This window comes from Vibrio coralliilyticus, assembly GCF_024449095.1.
Taxonomy (GTDB): Bacteria; Pseudomonadota; Gammaproteobacteria; order Enterobacterales; family Vibrionaceae; genus Vibrio; species Vibrio coralliilyticus_A.
This window is the reverse complement of the sequence record NZ_CP024627.1, coordinates 1,095,099-1,119,990: the sequence shown is the minus strand read 5'-3', so window position 1 is coordinate 1,119,990 and position 24,892 is coordinate 1,095,099. Positions and strand designations below refer to the sequence as shown.

Below are 24,892 nucleotides of genomic sequence, written 5' to 3'. Positions count from 1 at the left end.
ACTGTTTGACTTAGCCAATACGGTAGTGACATCTCTTGGGAAAAGATGCCCTCAGGTTTAGCATTTCTTTTGGTGCTTTTTCAGTTCAAATTCGAACTCATCAGGGTACAGAACTAGCCCTTCTTCGCTTTGATTGGGAAACACGACAATAGATAACTCATCGTCTTCAAGTCCGTAGGTCCAACGACTAAACCATTTTGCGGTCGATATAGCCTCTGCTTTGCAGTGCTCCCAATCACCTGTAGCCCATTGATTGGCAAATTCTTCATGGGGCCAAACCGGTATACAATCTTCATCTTCTGTATTAAGCATCACGCAGCCATGCTCATCAGTCAAAATCCAGACTTGTCTGTTTTTGGCGATTTCTTTCACCGTGTAACTGAATCGCTCGTCTTCACGCATTTTTAGCACAGAGTCTATCTGTTGTTGTGAAAGTGGCTCTGACATTTCCTTACTCCTTAAAGCAAAACGCCCACGATGACCGTGGGCGTTACATTTAATCATTGAACGGTGTTATGCTAACTCAGCCTGAAGCCAAGGCCAACCTTGCTTCTTACGACTTAGCGTATTTTCCATCATCAGCATGCCGTCTTGCTCGTGCTGAGTCAGTTTCTCTGCCCACTCACCTTTGTATAGTAGGCGAGTTTGAGCTGTAGTGATGTCAGTTAGCATTACTGCAGCAAAGGCTAGGTTTTCTTCGGCACAGCGGCGTTCTAGATCTGACTCCAGCGCTTCAATCATGCCGTCTACTTGCTCTAGAGTCGCCAGTTCAACCTGACCGACAACAACATCACGGCCGTTAAATGGATAGCCTTTCAGATCTTTTTCTACAAGCTCAGCCGCAGAAAGACCTTCGATGTTTGTTTTTGCGATAAGAAGATCCTTGATGAAAGCGTCAACATCACATACGTCTGCAATTTTCGCTAGCTCTTCAACGGCATCTTTATCTTTCTGTGTGCAAGTTGGAGAAGCAAAGCCGACGGTGTCAGACAGGATAGCCGACATCATTAGCTTAGCGATTTGCGGTGAGATTTCATGACCTTCAATTTTGAACATGTTGAATAGAACAGTGTTGGTACAACCAACAGGCCAGATCCATGCTTCCATAGGGTTTACGGTCATGACATCACCAAGACGGTGATGGTCAACAATACCTAAAATTTCAGCTTCAGCCACGTCATCCGGTGCTTGCGCTAGATCTGAGTAGTCAACCAACCAAATTTTTTCACCCGCAACAGAAGTACGAAGTTCAGGTACTTCTGCGCCCGCGACTTCAAGAATGTGCTGTGTTTCACGATTGATTTCGCCTTGGCGAATTGGCATTGCTTCAACGCCACGAGCTTTTAGCAGCTCAGTTGCTACCAATGCACTACAGATGCTATCACTATCAGGGTTCTTGTGACCTACAACTAGAATCATCTTTTTTCCTATTACGACTTACATAGGCCCATATTGGGCAATTACTCACAAAGGCCGTTACTTTACCTGAATTTTGAAATTTGTCATGAGTTAGCAAAAAGAAAAGTGTAAATCACAACTTTTAGTTGCAAATAATTCTCATTAAAATATATTGATAATTATTCTCATTTGTATTTTGGAATTATGAATTCGATTAGACTTCTAGCGGCTTTACCCCATTGGCTGTCTTTCTCTCAGTTCCAACCAGCTTACAAACGCCTTTTATTACCCGTCGTTTTGCTGGCTTTAGTGCTTAACGAAGCAACCCGAGAGGTCACAGTTTCAACGTTGTCTGATGCCTTTTGGGCAGTGTCAGCCTACGTTGCTTTTACTTTGGTCATCTACCACTATATGTCCCTATGGATGAACAAAGAGAGCAAGCTGGTTAACTTATACCAGAGCTCACGTAGCTATCAGGTTTTCTTTGCTTCTTTACTGGGTGCACTTCCCGGATGCGGTGGTGCCATCATAGTCACGACACAATTCGTTAGTGGACGAGTCGGGTTTGGTGCTATTGTCGCGGTGTTAACCTCTACGATGGGGGATGCTGCGTTTCTTCTGTTAGCCAGTAAACCTGACATAGGTTTGGCCGTTGTTGCACTGGGCATTGTGGTAGGCTCGGTCTCTGGATGGGTTGTCAACGCTATCCATCAAGACGACTTCTTAAGACCAACCGTTACATCAGCATTAGCTGAAAAGTTCTGCTGCCGCTCTGATCATAGTCAGCAGTCCCACTTTGAAAAGAAGGCCATCAATCTCCAAGGTGCCTTTTGGCAATGGCTAATCGTACCAGCAATATTTGTTGCCGTACTAGGCTCGTTTCAAGTGGATATCAACACGCTTCTTTCTCTTCCTGCAGCGAGTATTGAATGGCTAGGAACAGGGCTTATCATTCTTAGCATGTTACTTTGGTCCTTAACCAAAGAAATCAAAGATTATGAGTCAACAGTATCGGAAGATAAAAAAACCGTTTCTTCACATCCCCTGCAGAAAGCGGCGCAAGATACTAACTTCGTAACTGCATGGGTTGTTCTCGCTTTTATGACCTTTGAACTCATAGCCTACTTTGGTCACATTAACTTAACGGAGACTTTTTCCGGTTGGGGTGCGTGGATGCCTTTGCTCGGGGTCGCTGTCGGTATGCTACCAGGATGTGGGCCTCAAATCTTAGTCACCAGTCTCTACATTTCAGGCGCGGTGCCTTTATCTGCACAATTAGCGAATGCGATATCCAATGATGGCGATGCGCTATTTCCTGCTATCGCATTGGCCCCTAAAGCGGCACTAGTTGCGACTGTTTACTCTGCGATTCCAGCCCTAGTGGTGGGTTACAGTTACTACCTAGTATTCGAGTGACAACGTTAAGTCAACGCACAAATGAGTTTGCATAAAATTGATGGCTTCTATCGTTTAATAACTAGCTCATGTGGCCTATTTTAACGCATTCGCGATTTTCGCAAGAAGGATATCAGCTTTCGTCGGTTTCACAACATAATCGACAGCACCCAGGCTGATACTGGATTTAATGATGTCTTTATCAGAGTGACTGGTTAGCATGATAATTGGTATGTGCTTAATAGTCTCGACCTTTTTCACTGCGTCTAACGTTGCTAAACCATCCATGATCGGCATATCTATATCGAGAAGTATGAGCTCTGGTTTCATGACTTTTGCTTTCATAAGAGCTTCGACACCATTACTTGCGCTTTCGACTTTATAGCCCTTTGGCTCTAAAATTGAGGATATGATTTTTAGCATCACAGGCTGATCATCAGCAACAACGATCAACGGCCCTTTAGATAAAGTCTGAGGCTTTGAAGCGTCCAGAGAGCTGGAAATCTTATTCAGCATTTCTGCACTGTTATTGCGATATTTTTCTAGATCATCACGAAATTCTTTAATAGAGAATTGGCTGAGTGTCGTTCTTTGTACAGATTCCGGCATTGAGCGCACAATATTAGTAAATGCTTTTTCCCACTCAATGGCTGGCACTCGAGCCAATAGCTCATTAAGCGACTTAGTCACCTGTTCAAACTCACTATCTTGCTGAGTTGATGTCTCCTGTACCTGCGTTTGCAAAGCATCTATCGACTCAATACTGCTATTAATGCTCTCTTCCATCTTAAGATTATCTTGTTCAACTTGTTGGAGCTCTACTTTGGTCGCCAAGTGCTGCGCTAGTCGACGCAATGTCAGGATAACCTTGTTGGTGTCATAAATTGGCTTGATCGTTTCATAGCTATAGAACAGTTCCTTAACGCATAGGTCATATGCTTCCTGACGATAAGATTTATTGCACATTAATAGATCGTATTTAGGAATGTGTGCTTGATGTTGAAGAGCACCATGCTCATTGAGCAACTTGGAAAGGGTGGCCGCTTCTTTAGGACTTTCAAAAGCATAGATAGAAATAATGCTTAAGTGTGGCTGCTTAAGCGACTGCACAAACTTGGCTTGTTCTTTCTCAATATTAATGGGTGACACATTATCGAACAATATTGACGCAACAGGCTTTACCATATCTAGTATTTCTTTCGAATTATAGAATATGTAAATACTGGTTTGCGAAACATCCATGTCACCCCCTAACTCTTTCTTTTAACTCGATCGTGCACTTTTTATTGCACTCATTACCGTCGCATCTAGCTTATCTGTATAGTTGTGTTTCTCAGAGCCAATTTGAGCGACAACACTCGCCTCGGTTAATTCCCTTTCTAGTGTATCCAGACAAAGTTTAAACTGCTTATTTGAGCTATTCGCTAACAAAATGGTAAATATGTTATCACTAAGCCGGGCGATAACCCCCTCATCAGTGACTGATGAATTAATGATAGATACAACAATAGTCAGCAACTGTTGATACTCATCTCCCTTTTCTTTGCCAGGCAAGGTCACATCCAGAGCCACAATATACAGAGGAGTCCCCACTGCACGAACATTACTCTCCTCCTTCTCCAAGTATATTGACCACCCTAATCGGTTTAAAAAACCCGTTTGGTTATCTTTTAATGGTTCAGGTAAAAAACTAATTTGCTTACGAGATAAAGCTATATTTTGCAGTTCTAACTGCAATAGGCTTGAGAGTAGTTTAGAGACTAATTCAACGGTTTCTTTACCATCCGCAGGGATTCTACCAGATGGTACTGTATCAATCGCACATAAGGTGCCAAACAGATCGCCATTGGCAAAACAAACTGGGATCCCAACATATGACTTAATTTTTTCCGCTCTATAAATTGGCGCTTCAACATAAGATGGAATGTCATCGACATCAGGAGCCCACCTAGGCCCTTCACCTTTGACCATGCGACTGCACATAGAGTCATTCCAATTAATGACCGTTAACTCGTCGATTTGATACCCATCTCCTTCAACCTGTAATATAACCCACTCATCCTCATTTTTACGCGTCATCATCCAAGCCCCATACCCATACTTATTTCTAAGGTATTTCAGCGTACTACGACTCGCCTCAGAAAATGTCGCAAAAGGCGTTTGATCCATCACATGTAGGTTTAACAAAGTACCTCCTTGCCATCGGCTAGATGATTTTATCTCGCTCTAACTGCTGCTGTATTTTCTTCATCATATTGACCACTTCTTTTATCGCTTGCTCGACGTGTTCAATATCATGGCTGTTTTTTTCTATCGAACGAAAGATCTCACTCAGTAATAAAGCCCCACTGGAAGCTGCTGCCCCCTTCGCACCATGAGACAAACTTTTAACTTGTGATAAGTCGTTCTCTTGGCAGGCTACTTGCATTTTCTCGATATCCTGCGACACACTTTCCCAAAACATCGATAAAACAGCTCGAGTCATTTCTTCATCTCGGCTACCGATCACTTCACTAAGGTGATTTAAGTCGATCAATGGCTTCGAGTCATTTTCAGGTAAATCAAGAGTTTTGACTGGTTCAGCAAGTTGGTTCTCACTGTCACCTTTCGGCTTGCGTAGTGATTTGCCACGTAAACGAAGTGCTAATACTTTCCTTAGGGTAGAAAGCTCAACAGGCTTGGGAATATAGTCATCCATTCCCGCTTCTAAACAATGTTCCGCTTCACCGACCAACGCATTGGCAGTAATGGCAATGATCAGAGTCCTTTCACTGACCATTTCCGACTCAATACGGCGAATTTCTGAAGTCAGTTCAAAGCCATCCATTTCCGGCATATGGCAATCTGTTAACACTAGCGCATAGTCATTTGATTGCCATTTTTCAAGCGCCTCACGCCCGTTGTCCACCATATCAAAGCGATAACCTAACTTAGTAAGCTGCTGAGCCAATACCATCTGATTGGTTGGTTGATCCTCTGCGCATAGGATTGTGATATCTTGATTATTCACCCAATCAATTTCGCTGTTATCGGTGCTCTCAGCTGTAATCGCTTCGCTCCAATCAAAATCTGGGCTTTCTTGACCGGTCAAGATAGCTAGACCGATCACTAGCTCACTGGGCTTGAGTGGGTGTGTACCAACACCATACTTATCCGGCGCTATGTACCCCCCTTTTGCTGCCGGATTATCACTGAGTATCAGCGAACGCCCTTGAGCCACATTGGCGATATCATCGTCGGTCAAATAGACCGCTTTATGCTCTTCCCAAGTAAACGATGACTGAACATCAACAATAATATCTCGTGTCTCGAAGCTACTTAGAATTTCAGCACATATATGCTTGAGGTTGGCATTTTCAATGTCTAAAACCAACGTTATCGTAGAGAAATCAAAACGACCAAATACTGAGTGGGTACGGCATGGCGCGGCAGGAATCGTAAACGAAAATTTGCTTCCTTCACCAATACGGCTTTCGACATCAATATTCCCCCCCATTAGATCAATGAAGGATTTAGTAATGCTAAGACCAAGCCCTGTACCACCAAACTTTCTTGTGGTTGAGCTGTCAGCTTGTGTAAATGGCTTAAACAGCTTCAATTGCTGCTCTTCTGTCATACCCACGCCATTATCTTCTACCGAGATCGAGAGAAGCTGCTGTGTATTATCATAGCTCGTCGCCACTTTGACTAAGCCCGATTTATCTTTGCACTGACTAAACTTGACGGCATTGCCAAGCAGATTAAGGATAATTTGGCGAGTTCTAACTGGATCTATAAGTATAAATTCTGGAATTTGGCTCTCGTATGTCATAAACACATCAACGCCTTTCTGATTAGCGCTTAACCACAGCGCCTCCAGTGTTTTTTCTATCAGATAAAGAGGGTTAGTTTCCGTCGGATCTAACTCCATCTGCCCCGATTCGATTTTCGAGAAATCGAGAATGTCGTTAATGATTTCCAGTAAGGAGAAGGACGAATCACGAATGGTGCTCACCATTCTCCCTTGATCGTAGTCGAGAGCAGTTTCTTTCAGAAGGTCTACCATGCCTATAACACCATTCATCGGTGTACGTATTTCATGGCTCATCGTGGCGAGGAAGCGAGATTTGGCTTCATTCGCTTGTTTTGCGGCAATACTCTCTTTCTCGAGAGCGGCCTGAATATCTCTTTCTTCTGTGATATCGAGGTTAATACCAAAGACATGACGTAAATTAGAGTCTTTATCAACAACTACATCCCCAGCGGCCTTCACCCAATGCATTGTGCCTGTAGCCTGGTTAATGATTCGAAACTCTGCGTTGTATACATCACCGTCTTCAACCGCGCGATTAAAGCTTGTTACTGCACTTTCACGGTCATCAGGGTGTATGCTTTGTTCCCAATCGGGATAGGACACTGGCTTATTGGGTTCAATACCATATAGGCGATACATGCCTTCATCCCAGCGTAGTGCCTGTGACTGAATGTCTAGCGACCAGTTACAGATACCACCAGCGTCAGAGGCTAAACGCATTCCTCGTAATAACTCGTCTCGAACAGCTTTTGCAGAGCGAAGCTCTTTTTCAATCCGTTTTCGATTAGAGATATCTTCAACAACAGCCACAAAATATTTGGGTACTGTGTCGTCCTCGCAAACGATGGACACTGAAATAGTCGCCCAGAACTCTGACCCCGATTTACTTAAGTAGAGCTTATCGATAGTGAACGATCGCTTATCGCTTTCGGTCAGTTGCCCTACCAAACGTTGGCTCTTTTCGCGGTATTCAGGATGAGTCACATCGAGATAGCTCAGCTCTAATAGCTCAGGTTCACTGTAACCGAAGATCTCACACATTTTGTCGTTTACTTCGATAAAGTTGCCATCAAGATCCACTCGGCAAATACCTACTGCCGCCTGATTGAATGCGGCGCGGTAGACCAGTTCCCGCTCGCGTAATTCCGACTGTAGTCTCTTCTCTCGCTGTTTGGTTTCTTCTTGTGATGTAATGTCTTTGACTACGCCAACAAAAACCTGAGCATCTCCCAACCAAGTTTCCCCAACAGAAACCTCGATAGGAAATACACGACCAGATTTATGTAACCCTTCTACTTGGCGTGGTGTCCCGATGAGTTTTTTATTTCCAGTTAACAAGTACTTAGAAATGAAACCGTCATGAACATCAGCATAGTGTGGAGGCATAAGAATGCTGACATTTTCCCCAACCAGCTCCTCTCTTATTCGACCAAAAATCATTTCAAGCGAGCGGTTAACATCAACGATAATGCCTTTATTATCAATCACCACCGTACCATCGAGCGCAGTATCAAAAACCGTACGTAGGCGACTTTCAGAATCACGAGCTTGCTGGGTTCTTCGGGCAACTTCATCCTCAAGCTTAATTTTCGCTTGATCCTCAATCCTCTTAATTTCAGTAATATCCGTCTGAACACCAATGTAATGAGTGAGTTCGCCATCATCATTAAATACAGGGTCGATACGTAAATTGTTATAGAACAAGGTACCGTCTTTTTTGTAGTTCTTTAGCACTACCGAACAAGATACTTTATTGGCTATTGCATACCTGAGTTTCTCAATATCAGGTTGCTCGGTATCATTACCTTGCAGGAATCGGCAATTGCGACCGATGACTTCATCTCGTGTATACCCAGTAAGATCTTCAAACGCTTTATTAGTAAATATGATTGGTGAGTCAGGCAACCGTACATCTGCAACCGTAATACCCGTTGCTGTCGAATCGATTGCGCGGCTTTGGATTTCTAATTGAAAACGCTGCTCATCCGTTTCTTTGGTTAGCTTAGCTCGCTCCACAACGATTTCTTTGAGGTTTTTCAACTCAGAAACCATTTTAGCAATTTCATCTTTTCCGGATATTTCCGGTAAAGTCACATCCTTCTCTCCATGTGCTAAGCTGTTGATTGCTTTAGATAATTCATTCAGCGGTCTGGCGATTCTTTTCCCAAGATAAAACGCCACTAAGATGATGAGCGTCAATAATAAGCCCGCCAGCGCAAAAGAGCTTTTGTATAGACTTTCCGAATCCGCGAATGCCTCGCTGACTTCAACACGTATTAACGCGGACCAACCTAAACCTGGGTAGTCATAAGCGCCATTGGTGTAGGCGTATCCTGTCACCTGATCGACTTGTTTCCGAAAATGGGTAGACACATTTGAGCCACTCAGCCCTGACACCGCCAGTCTTGCCCCCTCAACACCATTGGTTGCTAAGTTTAACTGGCTCAGAACGTCGAAATCCCTTTCATAGACAGCTTCACTTTGTCCTACCGGATCGTAGTCAACAATTATCCGGCCCTTGTTATCAAGTATCGTTAACTCAGAACTTAAGAAACCACGTTTCGATAACAGGTCGTATGTATCAGAGACAATGGCCTCTACAGCTTTAAAATCAACCACATTTACCCAAAGGCCCGCCGGCTCTCCAGCTCGGTCTAAAATTAGCGTGGCAAAAACCATATCGTAAGAATTAGGGTTGTCATCGATCAAATATCGTTCAGGCCCAAAAACATAACTACTTCTTGGGCTGTCTGGGGCTAATGTGATTCCAGAAATGGCTTCCGAAAACCACTGGGTCTCTCTTACCTCTCGTGCGGTACGTGTGAGATTAGGTAACGTTTTTCCAAATTCATTCTCTGTATTACTAGCAAGAATATTACCTTCGTAATCGAAAATAAGTATCCGCCTATAAACTTTATAATTTTGTACAAAATTATTAAGGTTTTCAGCCATCAAAGAACTGGTTGCCACGTAGTCTAACTGCTCTTTATCTACCACACCTAACGACATAGGAAACGCTTGAGCATCGTGGTAGCGCTCAAATAAGTTACGCTCAATAAGGCGGATAAGCAGCGCCGCTTCCCTTTCAATATTCGTGAACGTCGTCTCTTGTAGAATGTCTTTACCTTTCCAAGATGTCAGAGTCACCGCTCCCAACATCAACACTCCAAAAACAAAAAACAGTAACGGTAGTTTGGTAGAAAACTTCATGAGCGATCCTCATAAATGCTATTTGAGCGCTTCATATAAGCAAGGATGTAGCTCAGTTCGTCCGGCTTAGAATACAAGTAGCCTTGGGCAATATTGCAACCGATAGACACTAAAAATTCTTCAACTTCACGATTTTCGACCCCTTCGGCTACAACACTCATACCCATTGCTTTACCCATCCGAACACTTTGCTCCAAGATTGCTTGAGACTTGGTGTTTGTTAAGCAGTCGAGCACAAAGCGCTTGTCTACTTTAAGTTCATTGAAAGGTATAGAGTGAAGCTGAGCAATAGAAGAATAGCCTGTACCAAAGTCATCGATTGAAAGATTAAACTTAAGTAGCCTTAGCCGAAGCAATTGCGTGTTAATAGCCGCCTGATCATGAGTCAGCGCTGTTTCGGTTAACTCACATAAAATGCTTTCTTGCGGAATTTGATATTCATTTGCAACCTGGTCCAGCCAGCTAGTAAAACCTTGGTCTTCCAAAACTTTTGCCGATATATTGAGGGAAAATGTAATGTCTTGAAGAGATTGGAAATGTTTGGCTATATCAGAAAAGGCTGCTCGAATAATGGTTTTGGTGAGTGATAAAATGAGGTCTAAATTCTTTTCTGCTACGGGAATAAAACTGTCAGGAGGGATAATATTATCATCTTCATCCACAACACGAGCCAAAACTTCTAAGCCACAGACCCGACCCGTTTCCAACTCTATCTGGGGTTGAAAGAATGCCCTCACGCAACCCGTATCAATAAAGTGTTGAACCGATGCCGCACTCAAAACCGGGGGAGGACGATTGTTGATTCTTGATATTGTTGACTTTTCGACCTGTGACATCAAATCTTTCACCGTAGTAAAAGAGATGGGTTTCTTCAAACTACCTAAAATGTCGAGCTTGTAAAGACGGGCTAGGTTCGAAGATGAAGATAACACTTCTTCTTCCTCGCCACTGATTAAAATCACACTGCCACTGAAATGGATTTCGCCTAAGTATCGCAACACCTCAAAGCCATCTTCAACTGGCATATTTAAGTCACAAAAGATGATATCAATATCGTGCTCGACTGCGAGTTGCTTGGCTTCTTTTCCATCACATGCTTCTAGCACATCCTGATAATCGAGATTTTGTAAGCAGAGCTTCAGGGTGTGCCTCACTACTTTTTGATCATCTGCAATAAGCGTTATTTTTTTGCCGTGAGCCACCTTCACTCCGACCTCCTCATAACTCAACAACCTCATTTCGTCTTACGCTACAACTTCTTACCAACAAAAGTAGCAACATAAAAGCCCTTTTAAGAAGAGTAGTTTATATACGCGATAACGAAAGAAACGATCGATAAAGATGATATTTACAACAAAAAAACCGTAAGGCGTACTTACGGTTTAGTCAGGGGAGATGTTGAGATGAGTATACTTATAAGATTAGGTTTTGCTCGAAAGCCAAAAAGCTATTTATGACGCTCTTTAAGTTTGTTCACTACGTCATTCATCGATAAGCCTTGGTCTTGCAGCAATACCAGCAAGTGATAAATCAAGTCTGCTGATTCACACACTAACTCCGCCTTGTCACCCGACGTCGCCGCAAGCGCGACTTCAACGCCTTCTTCGCCCACTTTCTGCGAAATACGCTTGGTGCCACGGGCATAAAGACTGGCAGTATAAGAGGAATCTGGGTCGGCACTCTTGCGGGCAGCCAATAGCTGCTCAAGTTGATGAAGCCACACCATTTGTGACTCCTCTTGTGGATCGACATCCCAGCAAGTTGTGTTACCCAAGTGGCACGTAGGACCAATGGGATTCACTTTCACCAGTAGCGTATCGTTGTCACAATCGAGCTGAATGTTCACCAATTGCAATACATTGCCAGAGGTCTCACCTTTGGTCCAAAGACGCTGTTTGGTACGAGAGAAAAACGTCACTTGACCCGTTTCACCCGTTTTTGCCAACGCATCTTGGTTCATGTAACCCATCATCAGCACTTGGCTTGATTGGAAATCTTGTACGATGGCAGGTACCAGACCATCCACCTTTTCCCAGTTGATTCGCTCAGCTAGCGAACTGACTTCGGCGGCTTTCACACTCATAGTCGTACCTCAATGCCTTGTTGTTTCAAATACTGCTTTAGTTCACCAATGTTGATGACTTGTTTGTGGAATACCGATGCGGCAAGCGCACCATCCACATTCGCTTTTTGGTAAGCTTCTGCGAAGTGCTCCATGGCCCCCGCCCCGCCTGATGCAATCAGCGGAACGTTACACACTTCACGTACCATGTTCAGTTGTTCGATGTCGTAACCGTTACGCACGCCGTCTTGGTTCATCATGTTCAATACGATTTCACCAGCGCCACGCTTTTGCACTTCTTGCACCCAATCACGCGTTTCCCATTGGGTCGCTTTAGTGCGTTCCTCATCGCCAGTAAACTGGTAAACCTGATACTTGCCAGTATCTTTGTCGTAATAAGAGTCGATGCCAACCACGATACACTGAACACCAAATTTATCAGCAAGGTCGGTAATCAGTTGCGGGTTCGCCAATGCCGGTGAGTTGATCGACACCTTGTCCGCACCAAACTCAAGAATGCGTGCTGCGTCTTCGGCTGATTTAATGCCACCAGCGACGCAGAACGGAATATCAATCACTTCTGCAACGCGAGCGACCCAGCTTTTATCGACGACACGACCATCACTGGAAGCGGTAATATCGTAAAACACCAGCTCGTCGGCGCCTTCTTCCGCATAACGCTGTGCCAGAGGAACGATGTCGCCAATGATTTCGTGGTTGCGGAACTGAACGCCCTTCACCACTTGTCCATCGCGAACATCAAGACATGGAATTATTCGCTTTGCCAGCATGCAAATGCCTCCTCTGCCGTGAACTTTCCGTCTAGCAGTGCGCGACCAACAATCACGCCTGCCACACCACTGCCTTTTAGTGCTTCGATATCTGCTAGCGATCCGATACCGCCTGAAGATTGGAACTGCACTTGTGGGTACTGTTTACATAGGTCAACATAAAGCTCTACGTTTGAGCCTTCTAACGTACCGTCACGTGAAATGTCGGTACAAAGCACATGCCGTAGACCTACTGTTAGGTAATCGTTGATAAGCGATTCGATGGTCACGCCTGAGTCTTCTTGCCAACCAGAGATCGCCACTTTACGTGTGCCGTTTTGGTCGATGTTAATGTCTAGTGCGAGAACGATTTTCTCTGCGCCGTATTTTTCCATCCAACCTTTCACAAGCTCTGGTTGTTTTACTGCTGTAGAACCAACTACAACACGTTGAGCACCGGCTTCTAACAGATCAATCACGTCTTGCTCAGTACGCACACCACCACCGATTTGGATGTTCGCTGGCGTACTTGCTAATAGCTTTGCAATCAAATCAAGCTGGCGTGCTGTCGTGTCTTTCGCGCCAGTTAAATCCACCAAGTGCAGCCAGTTAGCACCTGCTTGGTGGTACAAGTTGAACTGCTCTGCTGGGTCGACTTTGTACTCGGTTACTTGACCGTAATCACCTTGATAAAGACGAACCACCTGTCCTTCAATTAAATCAAGAGCTGGAATAATCACACTAAATCCCTTTTATAATTCTAAGAAGTTTTGAATAAGCTTTGCGCCCGCTTTTGAAGAACGCTCAGGGTGGAATTGCACGCCGTAGTAATTACCGCTTTGCACCGCTGCCGTGAACGGATTTCCGTATTCACATTCTGCAATGGTGTAGTCCCCTACTGGCATGGCAAAGCTGTGTACAAAGTAGAAGTACTCACCTTCTTCAATGCCTTTGAACAGCGGGTTGCCTGTTTTCGCAGAGACTGTGTTCCAGCCCATATGCGGCAGCGGCAAGTCGCCAGTTTGTAGTAGCTTCACTTCGCCATCACAAAGTCCAAGACACTCAACCAATTCATCAGCTTTCTGTCCTTTCTCTTGAGACACTTTACCTAACAGTTGCATGCCTAAACAGATACCTAGTAGTGGCTTTTCTACCTGTTTTACCAAGCTGATAAGATCGCGCTCTTCTAGGTTCTTCATCGCTTCACTGGCGGTTCCTACGCCCGGTAGAAATAGCTTATCTGCCGACAATACAACTTGTGGATCTTTTGAAATCGTTACGTCATAACCTAGGCGTTCAATAGCAAACTTCACCGAAGAGACGTTGGCGCAGCCAGTATCGATGATGACAACTTTCTGTTCTGTCACTGTTTTTCTCCTTGCTAACGTGAGCCTTATAGCACGCCTTTACTACTCGGTAGCTCAGTGCCTTCTACTTTGATTGCTTGGCGCAGAGTGCGACCAAACGCTTTAAATAGGCTCTCGATGATGTGGTGATCATTGTTGCCCGCAGAAGAGAGGTGTAGCGTACACGCTAGGGTGTCAGTTAGAGAGCGGAAGAAGTGAACCACCATCTCGGTTGAAAGGTCACCCACTTGCTCACGGCTAAACTTCGCGTCGAACTTAAGGTAAGGACGCCCTGATAGGTCTAGCGCACATTGTGCCAAACACTCATCCATTGGCAGGCTAAAGCCAAATCGGCCAATACCACGCTTATCACCTAGCGCTTCTTTCAGCGCTTGGCCCAACGCAAGTGCGGTATCTTCTACTGAGTGGTGATCGTCTATGTGTAGATCGCCCTCCACTTTACACACCATCTTAAATCCACCGTGTGTTGCGATTTGATCCAACATGTGATCGAAGAAGCCTAAGCCCGTAGAAATGTCATTACCGCCTTGGTCATCAAGATTTACCGCGACTTTAATATCAGTTTCTTTCGTAGTTCGAACCACTTCAGCAACGCGAGCCTTCACCGTCAGATCTTTCAGGATCTGTTTCCAACCCATGGTTTCTGGGTTGTATTGAATACCTCGAATTGCCATGTTTTCTGCAAGTTGAAGATCGGTTTGACGATCGCCAATCACAACAGAGTTTTGGAAGTCCACTTTGCCACCCTGAAGGTACTCTTTCACCATGCCTAATTTAGGCTTACGGCATGAGCAGTTATCTTCTTCAAAGTGAGGGCAAATCAGTACGTCATCGAACTTCACACCTTGAGATTCGAAGATTTCCATCATCATATCGTGCGGTGCATCAAAATCTGCTTGTGGGTAGCTGTCAGTCCCTAAACCGTCTTGGTTCGTTACCATCACTAGACGGTATCCTGCATCCTGCAACGACAGCAGACTTGGGATAACAAATGGTTCTAGTTTTAGTTTATCTAAACGATCAACTTGAAAATCAACCGGCGGCTCAACAATTAAGGTGCCATCACGGTCGATAAAAAGGATTTTTTGTTGTTTGCTCACTCGAACTTCCTTATTGCTAATCTTTGGCGCCTCCGCTTTGTCAGCGAAAGCAATTAATTTTGTCTCTACTTATGAGTAGTAGTTTCTAATAAATCCGAGTGTTTTTTCGCACTCGTCGCGGTTACCCACACTGATACGTACGCAGTTCTCAATTGGCGAGTTACGCAAGATAATGCCTGTTTCCCAAGCGGCTTTGAAAAGATCATCACCATCTGGGAATTTAACCAATAGGTAGTTACCCCATCCTTCAAAGACTTCCAAGCCCGGAATCATCGACAACCCCACCTGCAAATAAGCACGGTTCGCGTTCAAATCGAGAACTTGGAACTTCGCTCTCGCTAGGCCTGCTTCAGAAAGCGCTTGAGTGGCAATTTCTGCAACAGGAACTGGGACTGGGTATGGTGCGATGACTTTCAGAAGTACATTAATCAGCTCTTCGTTCGCAAGCGTAAATCCACAACGCAAACCCGCAAGGGCAAAAGCTTTCGACAGAGTACGCAGAATTGCAAGATTCGGGTATTGCGCCAGTAAATCTACCGTTGACGCTTCTGGGCAGAAATCAATGTACGCTTCGTCCATCACCACGATTGCGCGGTCTTTTGTCATTTCAAGCAGAGAGACAATATCTTCACGCTTAACCAAGTTACCCGTAGGGTTATTTGGTGAACATACGAAAACCAGTTTAACGTTATCCAGATTAGCTTCGATGCCAGCAAGGTCTAGTTGCCAATCTGATGTTAGCGGCACGGTTTTGCGCTCTACACCAATGGCTTCAGCGCTGATGGAGTACATACCGTAAGTCGGTGGGCAGTAAAGAATCGCATCTTCACCTGGCTCACAGAAAGCACGAATCAGTAACTCGATGCCTTCATCTGCACCGCGAGAAGTCAACGTTTGTTCTGGGTTCACCCCTGCATACGCAGCGTATGCAGAAATCAGTTCTTTAGGCTGACATTCGCTATAACGATTAAGACGAGCGAAGTCTGTTTTGTATTCATTGTTGAATGGCGATTCGTTGGCGTTCAGCCAAACATCACCTGTACCACCGATACGACGAGCCGATAAATAAGGGGTCAGTTTTTGGACCTGTTTACGCGCTAGCTTTTCCATCTCATTGCCCTCTTACTTAACTGCCAGTTTTTCTACACGAATAGTCACGGCACGTTTGTGTGCATCCAAACCTTCTGCTTCAGCCATGGTCACCACCGTTGGAGCAAGGTTTTTTAGACCATCAGCAGACAACTCTTGAACTGTCATCCGCTTAGAGAAATCCGCTAAACCTAAGCTCGAATACGTACGCGTGTAACCGTAAGTAGGGAGAACGTGGTTAGTGCCCGATGCGTAATCACCCGCCGATTCTGGTGACCAATCCCCTAGGAAGATGGAACCTGCATTATCGAGTAAAGGCAAAAGCTCGCGAGGGTTCTTGGTCTGAACAATCAAGTGCTCAGGGCCGTAGTAATTTGAGATTGAAACCGCCTGAGTCAACGACTCCGCGATGATAACCAAACTTGAAGCGAGTGCCTTCTCAGCAATATCCGCACGAGATAGCTCTTTGAGTTGGCGCTGAACTGCGTCAGTGACTTGGTCCGCAATCACAGGTGAAGGCGTCACAAGCACTACTTGAGAGTCAGGGCCGTGCTCTGCTTGGCTTAGCAGGTCGGCAGCAATAAAATCAGGGTCCGCAGTTTCATCGGCCAAAACCAGTACTTCTGAAGGACCCGCTGGCATGTCAATCGCTGCGCCGCGAAAATCATTACTTACCTGACGTTTTGCTTCTGTCACATAGGCGTTGCCCGGGCCAAAGATCTTATCGACTTTGGATACTGTCTCTGTACCATAGGCCATCGCAGCAACGGCTTGGCCACCACCGACGTTGTACACTTCATCAATACCACACAGTTTTGCTACATAAAGGATCTCGTCAGCAATTGGCGGTGGAGAACAAAGCACCACTTTACGACAGCCTGCAATTTTTGCAGGAACCCCAAGCATCAAAACCGTCGATGGTAATGGAGCGCTGCCACCTGGAATGTACAAACCCACTTTTTGGATTGGACGCGTGACCTGTTCACAAAGCACACCCGGTTGAGTTTCTACTTTGATAGGTTGTGGCTTCTGCGCTTTGTGAAACTTAGAGATGTTGGCATAAGCTTGCTCCAGTGCGTTCTTCATTTTTTCAGAAAGACGTGCTGACGCTTCCTCAATCTCTTGAGCCGATACACGAATGGATTCCGGCTTCACGCGATCAAACTTCTCAGTTAATTCAAGCAGGGCTGAATCGCCCTCACTACGAACTTTCGCGATAACGTCAGAAACCGCAGCAGTGATGTTTGCACCCTCTGCAATTGCAGGACGTTCTAGAATCGAGTCTTGCTGAGATTCACTCAGCGATTGCCATACGACGGTTCTCATTGCGGTTACTCCATCATTTTGTCAATTGGTAGCACTAGGATTGAGCTTGCGCCCAGCTCTTTCAGCTGTTCCATGGTTTCCCAGAACAGGTTTTCAGTACTGACCAAATGAACCGCAACTTTTTGCTTGTCGGCAGACAGAGGTAATACAGTAGGGTCTTCAGCGCCCGGAAGTAGTGCCTTGATTTGGCCTAGCTTCTCAGCAGGTGCATGTAGCATGATGTATTTAGATTCTTTCGCTTGCTGTACGCCTTGCATACGAGTCAGGAGTTTCTCGATTAACGCCACCTTGTCCGCATCGAATTCACCGGTGCGTTGAATCAGTGTCGCTTTTGACTTGAAGATGATTTCTGCTTCTTTGAGGCCGTTCGCTTCCAGTGTTGCCCCCGTAGACACTAAGTCAGCGATCGCATCTGCAAGACCAGCGCGAGGGGCAACTTCTACTGAGCCTGTCAGCATACATGTTGAGAATGGGACACCCGCTTCATCCATGTAAGCTTTTAGCAACTGTGGGTATGTAGTTGCGATGCGCTTACCAGCAAGGTCTTGAGGGCCGTTGTACTCTTCGTCTTTGTCAATTGCGATAGACAAACGGCAGCCACCGAAATCAAGTCGACGAAGTTGGATAAATTCCGATGGTTCGCCCAATGCTTTACGGTCGAGGCGAACTTCTTCTAATTCATTTTCACCAATAAAGCCTAGGTCAACGACACCATCCATAATCAGACCCGGAATATCGTCGTCACGAACCAAAAGTAAATCAATTGGCATATTTTCAGAGTGAACGACAAGGCGCTCACCCATAACGTTGAATTTAACGCCACACTTTTTAAGTAGAGCTTGGCTCTCTTTACTGAGGCGACCTTTCTTTTGGATTGCGATTCTCAGGCGTTGTGTTTGCATTGCTTTTATCCCTGTGCAAATTAATTCTTAAATCGTTAAAACTAAAAAACCCTCGGAAGAGTAGTCTCCCGAGGGTTCTAAATCTTGTAGTTTGCGATTTCTGCCTCCGGGAGTTTCCTGTCCCCCGGGTATGCGTACATCTCCCGAAAGACTAGACTGGGTGATGATGGTGATGAATGTTCATTACAAAATTACGCATACTTATAAGCTCTTCAGTTCGCTTGCTTGATAACCACACTAACCAAGGAAAAACTATTTTTCAACTAAAAATTAAAGATTTTTAAAATTTGTATTAGACAAATAAAAAAGGAGCTTTCGCTCCCTTTTAAGTTCTTTATTGAGTTCAATTCATTAAGCGTTATGACAGCTTGCTATCTTGGCTCTTGAAAGAATTGACAACAATACACAAACGCCAAAGAAGGCAACGGCTGAAGCGGCAAATGAAATTCCTACGGAAGCCGTCATCCCCAATGTGATAAAACCAATACAAGATACAGCAGCCACTGAAAGCGCATAAGGTAACTGGGTCGCTACATGATCAATATGGTTACAACGAGCCCCTGTTGAAGATAGAATCGTCGTATCAGAAATTGGCGAGCAGTGGTCACCAAATACTGAACCAGCTAATACAGCACTTAGCATAGGCAACATCAAAGCAAGATCCGTTGCGCCAGCCATATCACCGGCAATTGGAAGCATGATGCCAAATGTCCCCCATGACGTACCGGTAGAAAATGCCATAAGGCCAGAGAGTAGGAATAGAATAACTGGCAGCCAATTTGGATTTATATTACCTTGCGCCAATGTCGACAGGTATTTACCCGTATTCATATCACCAATCACTGAGCCAATAGTCCAAGCAAAAACTAAGATCAAAATGGCACCAAACATTGATTTTGCACCAATCCATAGTGTGCGTGTGATCTCGCTTACCGCAATACCTTGCTTAAATACCGTAAACAGTGCGATAGCTAAACCAACAAGGCCACCATAAATTAACGAGGTGCCTACATCGGTGTTTTCAAAGGCACCTAGAATATTAAATGCCTTGCCATCAGCAGCCAAAGCTTGACCGCCGGTGTATAACATAGAAGCAATGGTCGCAACAATCAGGAATACGATCGGTAAAACCAAGTCTGAAACTTTACCGCCTTCGCTCTCTTGAATATCTAACTCTTCATTGATTTCATGAGCTTCCTGTGAATCATTCGCTTGCTCTTTCTCAAAACCATGGCCTTGTGAGGCCGCAATTTCGTGATTACGCATTTTACCAATATCAAGGCCAAACCAAGCAACGGCAAACACCATCAGCAATGCAAATACCGCATAGAAGTTCATTGGAATAAGACGCACATATGCGCCAAGAGCGGAATACTCAGTAATGCCATGTGAAACGAGAATGCCACCAATAATCGTCATGATATACGCGCCCCAGCTTGATGCAGGCATAATCACACACATTGGTGCTGCTGTTGAGTCTAAGATGTAAGCCAATTTAGCTCGAGACACATAGAAGCGGTCTGTGACAGGACGAGAAATCGCACCAACGGCTAGGCTGTTAAAATAGTCATCAACAAAAATAAATACGCCTAGAAAAGCCGCGAGTAATTTGGAACCACGTTTACTTTTAACGCGCGATTGCGCCCATTCGGCGAAAGCACGGGTACCACCCGATAACGTCAGTAACGCCGTCATCATACCAAGTAAAAGTAGGAAACCAACGATACTCATATTCCATGTATTAATACCGCCGTCTTCAATGAAGACACTCGATACCGTTGAGCCTACATAGCTGAGTGTATTACCCAGAGAGTAATCGTTAAGAAGGACAGCGCCCAAAGTGATACCCACACCTAAAGACACCAGTACACGACGAGTAATAATCGCCAAACTCAGTGCAACCAATGGAGGTAGCAAAGAAATCGGAGATGTTGCAAAATCAATTAAATTCATGATCTTCAAAAACCAGTAATCAATGGTTAGAGATCTACTGCAGATAAATTGAAAGAAATGAGTATCAAACAATTTATGTTGAACTAAGCGAAAGGGAAGCGAAAACTCCACCCTGCCCTACAGTAGCGCTCCATAGTTTTACAAAATTATAGACTATGGCAGTGTTACCCCTTTCGAGTGTAACCCCAGCAAGCACCGTTGATATGAATACTCACTTCGGCAAAACAACCTTTCATATCTGTTCATTGGCATCACCCCAACAAATACTACTGATTTATTTCGCACCTCTACCGCGACAGTTGATATTTTAAACTACTGAAAAACAATTTTAACAACAATTTAACCAACACATCGCATTAGGTGGCGCCCATTGTACTGATCGAAAGCCCCATTGCAATACATCTTACCCAATTAAGCATTAATGATTTTTCTTCTTCTGTGCATAAAGTTTCTGCTCATACCATTTAAGCTCAACTAATATCATAATGGGCGAGCGATGACCCTTCCTATTTATTCATCAACTCGGTCTTTTCGATGTACATCTTCGATTACGCTCGTAAAGTGAAGAAAAAAATCAGCATTTAGTGAGAAAAAATATGAATTAAAGAAGATTTGTTACTATCTTGATAATGTCATGACAAAAGGATAATCCAACTTATTTTTATGATATAAAATAAATATCATTAGTGTATGAAACTTATCCTCTATCAGTATTGTCAAAATCACAAAACCAACGATATTCTATGCAACAAGAATTCATCAGTTAATAAGAAAGGTCTCATTACTCTAATCCTTAGGCGATTAATTAATAGTTTTTATAACAATTTAACTGGAAAATATTGTATTGCGAATAATACGGGTTTAATATTTATTTCATCGGCTCCTTAATTAAGTGGGAAATTACATGTCGGAACTAACAAAAACTCTATTAAACATTCGTAGCCTACGAGCATTTGCGCGTGAGCTTACCTTGGAACAACTAGAGGAAGCTCTAGACAAATTATCAACTGTTGTAGCTGAACGAAAAGAAGCGGAAGAAGCAGAGCGTGAAGCCAAAGCAGCACAAGAAGCAAAATTGGCAGATATTGCTGAGCAAATTAAGCAACTAGGTCTAGATAAAGACATGGTTATTTCAGCTCTAGCAGGTGAAGCTACTGGTAAACAGAAATCAAAACGCGCTCCACGCCCAGCAAAATACAAATATGTAGATGCTAACGGCGAAGAAAAAACATGGACAGGTCAAGGTCGTACACCTTCAGCAATCCAAGAACAGCTAGATGCAGGTAAATCACTTGATGACTTCCTGATCTAATTGAAATTTATAGAAGTGTTTTTAATAAACACTTTTGTATTGTAAAAAAAACCTCGCTATGCGAGGTTTTTTTGTAATTAATTATTACTGAATTAACGTTCCCAATATGCTTCTTCTAAACTATCTTCACGCTCTGGCAAGCCTCGTGATAGGCGTGGTGAATGCTGAACTAAAACCTCATAACTAGCACGATTCGAATATTTGCAAACCTGAGAGAATGACGAATATGTCAAGAATGTATGTGCATGCTTACTTGAATTAGGCACATTTTCTTTATGGTATTTATTCGCAGCCATATCATGCAATAACGCGGACAATGCTGCATCACCTGCCCCATTAGTATTTTTAATTTTTTCTGGCCCCCCCATGTAAGGTGAAATATGCGAATACACCTTAATTGGGTTCTCACAGGCCGCTTTCGCTGCTGGACGACTAAATTCAAAACGATTAAATTCAGCAATACTACCTGGAAGTAATGGTAGAGAAGTCTGACGCTTGGCCGCTTCCTCAGTATAACCTGCCATAAATAGACCCACAGGACCGGCGGTACAGAGAACCAAATCTACCCACTCCAATGTCTTATCTGACGCCGCTAACGGATCGGACTCACCGGTTAACGCCTCAGCTTCATCCTCATTCATTGCTACGACGCTAACGTGGTCACGCAAAAAGTCTTGCCAGAATACAGGATCATCTTGAATCACAAATTTCGTTCCGAGAGTAAGAACGACTGGCACATTGTATTTCTTCGCATATTCAATGGCTTTCATCGTCGCTTCCGGCATTGGATCACCTTCTTTGCAACGCACTAAATAGGCGGTTAATACTAAAGCAGAGGCATTCTCGAAAATCGTTTCAGGAATACTACTTGGATGTAATTGATTCATCTGACCTTCGCTAATAGCAAACGTCCTTTCACCATCATCAGAAATGAGAGCAAAACACCGACCAATTGCACCATCAACACCTTGAAGGTAATTCAAATCCATCCGGCTTGAAGTGTTGCATAAATAGCGAAAGCCGTAACTTCCGATCTTAATATCTTGGCTCATGACACCCAAAAGTGTTGAACGATCATCGGCCAGAACAGAATAGTTATGAAGTGTATTACCGATCGTCCCACCAGCATATTCATTGGTGATGAGGGCATTATCTTTCAACTCATTATAAAGCGCTTCTGCAGTAGCATCATCTATGACTAATGAGTGACCTTTACTCAGCTTGTATTTCTCAATAAGCTCCGAGCTTACTTTCGCTTCAATATCGACCAAAGTTTGGTCAATACCAATAATGTGCGTGCTGGACATTTTCTTGCTTTCTTGAGATTGACTCACTAAAGGGTCACGCGCATGCACAGGAAAATAGTGCTTAGATTTTCGTTGGCCAGGAAACTTCATAACAAATATTCTGAGTAAGGGATGAAAGGATGCCGGATTCTACCTCGCACTACCTAACGCGGCAATAACTGGAATTATAGCAAACGTTTGCCACTAAAATTTAATCTTGATGTAATAAATAAGAGGGACTCATAAAACCCTTCAAGGGTCTGTATGAAAAATATGCCAGCTCTATTTGAGTGGCACATTGGGTACCTAAATGGAGGCTTATTCGCCTTCCATAAACCCTATATCGGGGAGCCTGTCTAAGTGCTCAGAGTAGCGCTTTAAGTTGAATTTACCCTCGTTTTTCATGACATCAAATATTTCAATCGAAACAGCACAAGCCATCATCGCTATGGCTTCGTCTTTTGGTGTTCCCGTCATCATCAATCGCATTAGCGTTTCTTTAACCTTCAGCGGCTTACCATCTTCAAGCTGATTTTCAACAATCTCAATCAGCTCTGCTTCCGACATGAATTGGTTATCATCACTCATGTTTACACCTTGTTTAACTTGAATTTCGTCAACTATGCCATATATAGGCTGTCTATAGTCATAAAATCGTAGATTTCAGTTACGTGCGAGTAAAATTGCAGCAAAATCGAAGTGTGAGTTCGATCTCGGAACTGTCACCTCGAAACGCTTTCTGTTAAGATCTGCCTCCAGTTAAATTGTGTGGTGTTTAGTAATGTCTGAGAACTGTACTGACAACAGTAAAAAGAAAGTTATCGTCGGCATGTCTGGCGGTGTCGACTCATCCGTTTCCGCGTATCTTCTGAAACAACAGGGCTATCAGGTCGAAGGACTGTTCATGAAGAACTGGGAGGAAGACGATAACGAAGAATACTGTACTGCTGCAGAAGATTTGGCTGACGCTCAAGCCGTTTGTGACAAGCTAGGTATTCATCTGCACACCATCAACTTTGCTGCAGAGTACTGGGACAACGTTTTTGAATACTTTTTGGCAGAATACAAAGCTGGCCGCACCCCTAACCCAGATATCCTTTGTAACAAAGAAATCAAGTTCAAAGCTTTTCTTGAATTCGCCGATGAAGTGCTCGATGCCGACTACATCGCAATGGGTCACTACGTACGCCGTACTTTCCCTGAAAACGGCGAAAAACCTCAAATGCTTCGTGGCCTTGATGGTAATAAAGATCAAAGCTATTTCTTGTACACACTCAGCAGTGAGCAAATCGCTCGCAGTCTTTTCCCTGTCGGTGAACTAGAAAAGCCTGAAGTACGTCGTATTGCAGAAGAGCAAGATTTGATTACCGCTAAGAAAAAAGACTCAACCGGAATCTGCTTCATCGGTGAGCGTAAATTCACCGACTTCTTGTCACGCTATTTACCGGCACAACCAGGTAAGATCGAAACACCGGAAGGTAAAGTGATCGGTGAGCACCAAGGTCTGATGTATCACACTTTGGGACAACGTAAAGGCCTGCATATTGGTGGCCAGAAAGGTGGTGGCGGCAATGAAGATCCTTGGTACGTTGCTGATAAAGATTTAAAGCGTAACGTACTTATCGCAGTTCAAGGCGCTGATCATCCATTACTAAAGTCTCAAGGGCTAATTGCCTCTCAACTACACTGGGTAGACCGTGAAGTCATCAAAGCACCTGTTCAGTGCAGCGTGAAAACGCGTTACCGTCAGACAGATATTCCATGTACTCTCATCCCTATTGATGATGAAACGATCAAAGTAATCTTCGACGATCCCCAGGTCGCCGTGACTCCTGGTCAGTCAGCGGTATTTTATAAAGACGATGTCTGCTTAGGTGGCGGCATCATTGAAGAACGAATTTAATTCAACGCATTTAGGAGTATTACTAC

Annotated in this window: 20 protein-coding genes, 1 riboswitch and 1 other annotated feature; of the genes, 3 read left to right on the top strand and 17 right to left on the bottom strand. The window is 44.1% G+C overall.

Features of this window, described 5'->3' with window-relative positions:
* Nucleotides 1-57 precede the first annotated feature (57 nt).
* Both CTT30_RS05105 and CTT30_RS05100 read right to left on the bottom strand, forming a co-directional pair.
* Nucleotides 58-447: a DUF2750 domain-containing protein gene (locus CTT30_RS05105; RefSeq protein ID WP_252036214.1), complete on the bottom strand. Its 390-nt coding sequence runs from the start codon at nucleotides 445-447 to the stop codon at nucleotides 58-60.
* A gap of 66 nt (nucleotides 448-513) precedes the next feature.
* Nucleotides 514-1,419 carry a manganese-dependent inorganic pyrophosphatase gene (locus tag CTT30_RS05100; protein WP_252036213.1) on the bottom strand — a complete coding sequence of 302 codons (906 nt, stop codon included), beginning with the start codon at nucleotides 1,417-1,419 and terminating at the stop codon, nucleotides 514-516.
* A 183-nt stretch (nucleotides 1,420-1,602) separates the two neighbouring features.
* On the opposite strand from CTT30_RS05100, the gene CTT30_RS05095 reads away from it, so the two are divergent.
* Nucleotides 1,603-2,814 carry a putative manganese transporter gene (locus CTT30_RS05095; protein ID WP_252036212.1) on the top strand — a complete coding sequence of 404 codons (1,212 nt, stop codon included), beginning with the start codon at nucleotides 1,603-1,605 and terminating at the stop codon, nucleotides 2,812-2,814.
* Between the two features lie 75 nt (nucleotides 2,815-2,889).
* Here the strand turns inward: CTT30_RS05095 and CTT30_RS05090 are convergent, their stop codons facing one another.
* From CTT30_RS05090 to CTT30_RS05030, 13 genes are all read right to left on the bottom strand, one after another.
* A complete protein-coding gene (locus tag CTT30_RS05090; RefSeq protein ID WP_255906278.1) occupies nucleotides 2,890-4,035 on the bottom strand; it encodes a response regulator in 1,146 nt (381 codons plus the stop codon).
* A 21-nt stretch (nucleotides 4,036-4,056) separates the two neighbouring features.
* The gene (locus CTT30_RS05085; protein ID WP_252036211.1) at nucleotides 4,057-4,980 is read right to left on the bottom strand and encodes a diguanylate cyclase domain-containing protein; all 924 of its coding nucleotides are present in this window, start codon (nucleotides 4,978-4,980) and stop codon (nucleotides 4,057-4,059) included.
* Nucleotides 4,981-4,999: 19 nt separating this feature from the next.
* Nucleotides 5,000-9,796 carry a PAS domain S-box protein gene (locus tag CTT30_RS05080; RefSeq protein ID WP_252036210.1) on the bottom strand — a complete coding sequence of 1,599 codons (4,797 nt, stop codon included), beginning with the start codon at nucleotides 9,794-9,796 and terminating at the stop codon, nucleotides 5,000-5,002.
* The gene (locus CTT30_RS05075) at nucleotides 9,793-10,998 is read right to left on the bottom strand and encodes an EAL domain-containing response regulator (protein ID WP_252036209.1); all 1,206 of its coding nucleotides are present in this window, start codon (nucleotides 10,996-10,998) and stop codon (nucleotides 9,793-9,795) included. Before CTT30_RS05075 ends, CTT30_RS05080 begins: the two co-directional genes overlap by 4 nt.
* Before the next feature lie 245 nt (nucleotides 10,999-11,243).
* A complete protein-coding gene (gene hisIE / locus CTT30_RS05070; protein WP_005450749.1) occupies nucleotides 11,244-11,879 on the bottom strand; it encodes a bifunctional phosphoribosyl-AMP cyclohydrolase/phosphoribosyl-ATP diphosphatase HisIE in 636 nt (211 codons plus the stop codon).
* On the bottom strand, nucleotides 11,876-12,649 hold the full coding sequence (hisF, locus tag CTT30_RS05065) for an imidazole glycerol phosphate synthase subunit HisF (RefSeq protein ID WP_006962773.1): 774 nt from the start codon (nucleotides 12,647-12,649) through the stop codon (nucleotides 11,876-11,878). The genes hisIE and hisF overlap by 4 nt, the downstream gene beginning before the upstream one ends.
* Complete coding sequence (gene hisA / locus CTT30_RS05060) at nucleotides 12,631-13,368, bottom strand: 1-(5-phosphoribosyl)-5-[(5-phosphoribosylamino)methylideneamino]imidazole-4-carboxamide isomerase (protein WP_006962774.1); 738 nt, start codon at nucleotides 13,366-13,368, stop codon at nucleotides 12,631-12,633. The genes hisF and hisA overlap by 19 nt, the downstream gene beginning before the upstream one ends.
* A 12-nt stretch (nucleotides 13,369-13,380) precedes the next feature.
* On the bottom strand, nucleotides 13,381-13,995 hold the full coding sequence (gene hisH / locus CTT30_RS05055; protein ID WP_252036208.1) for an imidazole glycerol phosphate synthase subunit HisH: 615 nt from the start codon (nucleotides 13,993-13,995) through the stop codon (nucleotides 13,381-13,383).
* Nucleotides 13,996-14,021: 26 nt separating this feature from the next.
* The gene (gene hisB, locus CTT30_RS05050) at nucleotides 14,022-15,095 is read right to left on the bottom strand and encodes a bifunctional histidinol-phosphatase/imidazoleglycerol-phosphate dehydratase HisB (protein ID WP_172845812.1); all 1,074 of its coding nucleotides are present in this window, start codon (nucleotides 15,093-15,095) and stop codon (nucleotides 14,022-14,024) included.
* A gap of 69 nt (nucleotides 15,096-15,164) precedes the next feature.
* Nucleotides 15,165-16,205, bottom strand: a complete 1,041-nt coding sequence (gene hisC, locus CTT30_RS05045) for a histidinol-phosphate transaminase (RefSeq protein WP_252036207.1) — start codon at nucleotides 16,203-16,205, stop codon at nucleotides 15,165-15,167.
* 12 nt (nucleotides 16,206-16,217) lie between these two features.
* Entirely contained in the window at nucleotides 16,218-17,510 is a 1,293-nt protein-coding gene (gene hisD, locus CTT30_RS05040; protein WP_252036206.1) for a histidinol dehydrogenase, read from the bottom strand.
* A gap of 5 nt (nucleotides 17,511-17,515) precedes the next feature.
* On the bottom strand, nucleotides 17,516-18,412 hold the full coding sequence (hisG, locus tag CTT30_RS05035) for an ATP phosphoribosyltransferase (RefSeq protein ID WP_239875345.1): 897 nt from the start codon (nucleotides 18,410-18,412) through the stop codon (nucleotides 17,516-17,518).
* Nucleotides 18,413-18,452: 40 nt separating this feature from the next.
* Nucleotides 18,453-18,588 (bottom strand) — a sequence feature (His leader region).
* A 175-nt stretch (nucleotides 18,589-18,763) separates the two neighbouring features.
* Nucleotides 18,764-20,365, bottom strand: coding sequence for a Na+/H+ antiporter NhaC family protein (locus CTT30_RS05030; RefSeq protein WP_252036205.1), 1,602 nt, complete (start codon nucleotides 20,363-20,365; stop codon nucleotides 18,764-18,766).
* Nucleotides 20,366-20,480: 115 nt separating this feature from the next.
* Nucleotides 20,481-20,663: riboswitch (Lysine riboswitch) on the bottom strand.
* A 606-nt stretch (nucleotides 20,664-21,269) separates the two neighbouring features.
* Between CTT30_RS05030 and CTT30_RS05025 the strand changes: the two genes are divergently transcribed.
* Nucleotides 21,270-21,677 carry an H-NS family histone-like protein gene (locus tag CTT30_RS05025; protein WP_239836716.1) on the top strand — a complete coding sequence of 136 codons (408 nt, stop codon included), beginning with the start codon at nucleotides 21,270-21,272 and terminating at the stop codon, nucleotides 21,675-21,677.
* A 92-nt stretch (nucleotides 21,678-21,769) separates the two neighbouring features.
* Here CTT30_RS05025 and CTT30_RS05020 read toward each other — a convergent pair whose 3' ends face one another.
* Entirely contained in the window at nucleotides 21,770-23,074 is a 1,305-nt protein-coding gene (locus tag CTT30_RS05020; RefSeq protein WP_239868101.1) for an inosine/guanosine kinase, read from the bottom strand.
* A gap of 207 nt (nucleotides 23,075-23,281) precedes the next feature.
* Nucleotides 23,282-23,551 (bottom strand): hypothetical protein, encoded by a 270-nt coding sequence (locus CTT30_RS05015; RefSeq protein ID WP_252036203.1) that lies wholly within the window; start codon nucleotides 23,549-23,551, stop codon nucleotides 23,282-23,284.
* A 193-nt stretch (nucleotides 23,552-23,744) separates the two neighbouring features.
* Here CTT30_RS05015 and mnmA point away from each other — a divergent pair, with 193 nt between their 5' ends.
* The gene (gene mnmA / locus CTT30_RS05010; RefSeq protein ID WP_239868098.1) at nucleotides 23,745-24,866 is read left to right on the top strand and encodes a tRNA 2-thiouridine(34) synthase MnmA; all 1,122 of its coding nucleotides are present in this window, start codon (nucleotides 23,745-23,747) and stop codon (nucleotides 24,864-24,866) included.
* The last annotated feature ends 26 nt before the right edge of the window (nucleotides 24,867-24,892 follow it).

Excerpts from the sequence above, each read along its gene's own strand:
- CTT30_RS05105 (WP_252036214.1), bottom strand. The coding sequence starts at position 447 with ATGTCAGAGCCACTTTCACAACAACAGATAGACTCTGTGCTAAAAATG.
- CTT30_RS05100 (WP_252036213.1), bottom strand. The coding sequence starts at position 1,419 with ATGATTCTAGTTGTAGGTCACAAGAACCCTGATAGTGATAGCATCTGT.
- CTT30_RS05095 (WP_252036212.1), top strand. The coding sequence starts at position 1,603 with ATGAATTCGATTAGACTTCTAGCGGCTTTACCCCATTGGCTGTCTTTC.
- CTT30_RS05090 (WP_255906278.1), bottom strand. The coding sequence starts at position 4,035 with ATGGATGTTTCGCAAACCAGTATTTACATATTCTATAATTCGAAAGAA.
- CTT30_RS05080 (WP_252036210.1), bottom strand. The coding sequence starts at position 9,796 with ATGAAGTTTTCTACCAAACTACCGTTACTGTTTTTTGTTTTTGGAGTG.
- hisIE (WP_005450749.1), bottom strand. The coding sequence starts at position 11,879 with ATGAGTGTGAAAGCCGCCGAAGTCAGTTCGCTAGCTGAGCGAATCAAC.
- hisF (WP_006962773.1), bottom strand. The coding sequence starts at position 12,649 with ATGCTGGCAAAGCGAATAATTCCATGTCTTGATGTTCGCGATGGACAA.
- hisC (WP_252036207.1), bottom strand. The coding sequence starts at position 16,205 with ATGGAAAAGCTAGCGCGTAAACAGGTCCAAAAACTGACCCCTTATTTA.
- hisD (WP_252036206.1), bottom strand. The coding sequence starts at position 17,510 with ATGAGAACCGTCGTATGGCAATCGCTGAGTGAATCTCAGCAAGACTCG.
- hisG (WP_239875345.1), bottom strand. The coding sequence starts at position 18,412 with ATGCAAACACAACGCCTGAGAATCGCAATCCAAAAGAAAGGTCGCCTC.
- CTT30_RS05030 (WP_252036205.1), bottom strand. The coding sequence starts at position 20,365 with ATGAATTTAATTGATTTTGCAACATCTCCGATTTCTTTGCTACCTCCA.
- CTT30_RS05025 (WP_239836716.1), top strand. The coding sequence starts at position 21,270 with ATGTCGGAACTAACAAAAACTCTATTAAACATTCGTAGCCTACGAGCA.
- CTT30_RS05020 (WP_239868101.1), bottom strand. The coding sequence starts at position 23,074 with ATGAAGTTTCCTGGCCAACGAAAATCTAAGCACTATTTTCCTGTGCAT.
- CTT30_RS05015 (WP_252036203.1), bottom strand. The coding sequence starts at position 23,551 with ATGAGTGATGATAACCAATTCATGTCGGAAGCAGAGCTGATTGAGATT.
- mnmA (WP_239868098.1), top strand. The coding sequence starts at position 23,745 with ATGTCTGAGAACTGTACTGACAACAGTAAAAAGAAAGTTATCGTCGGC.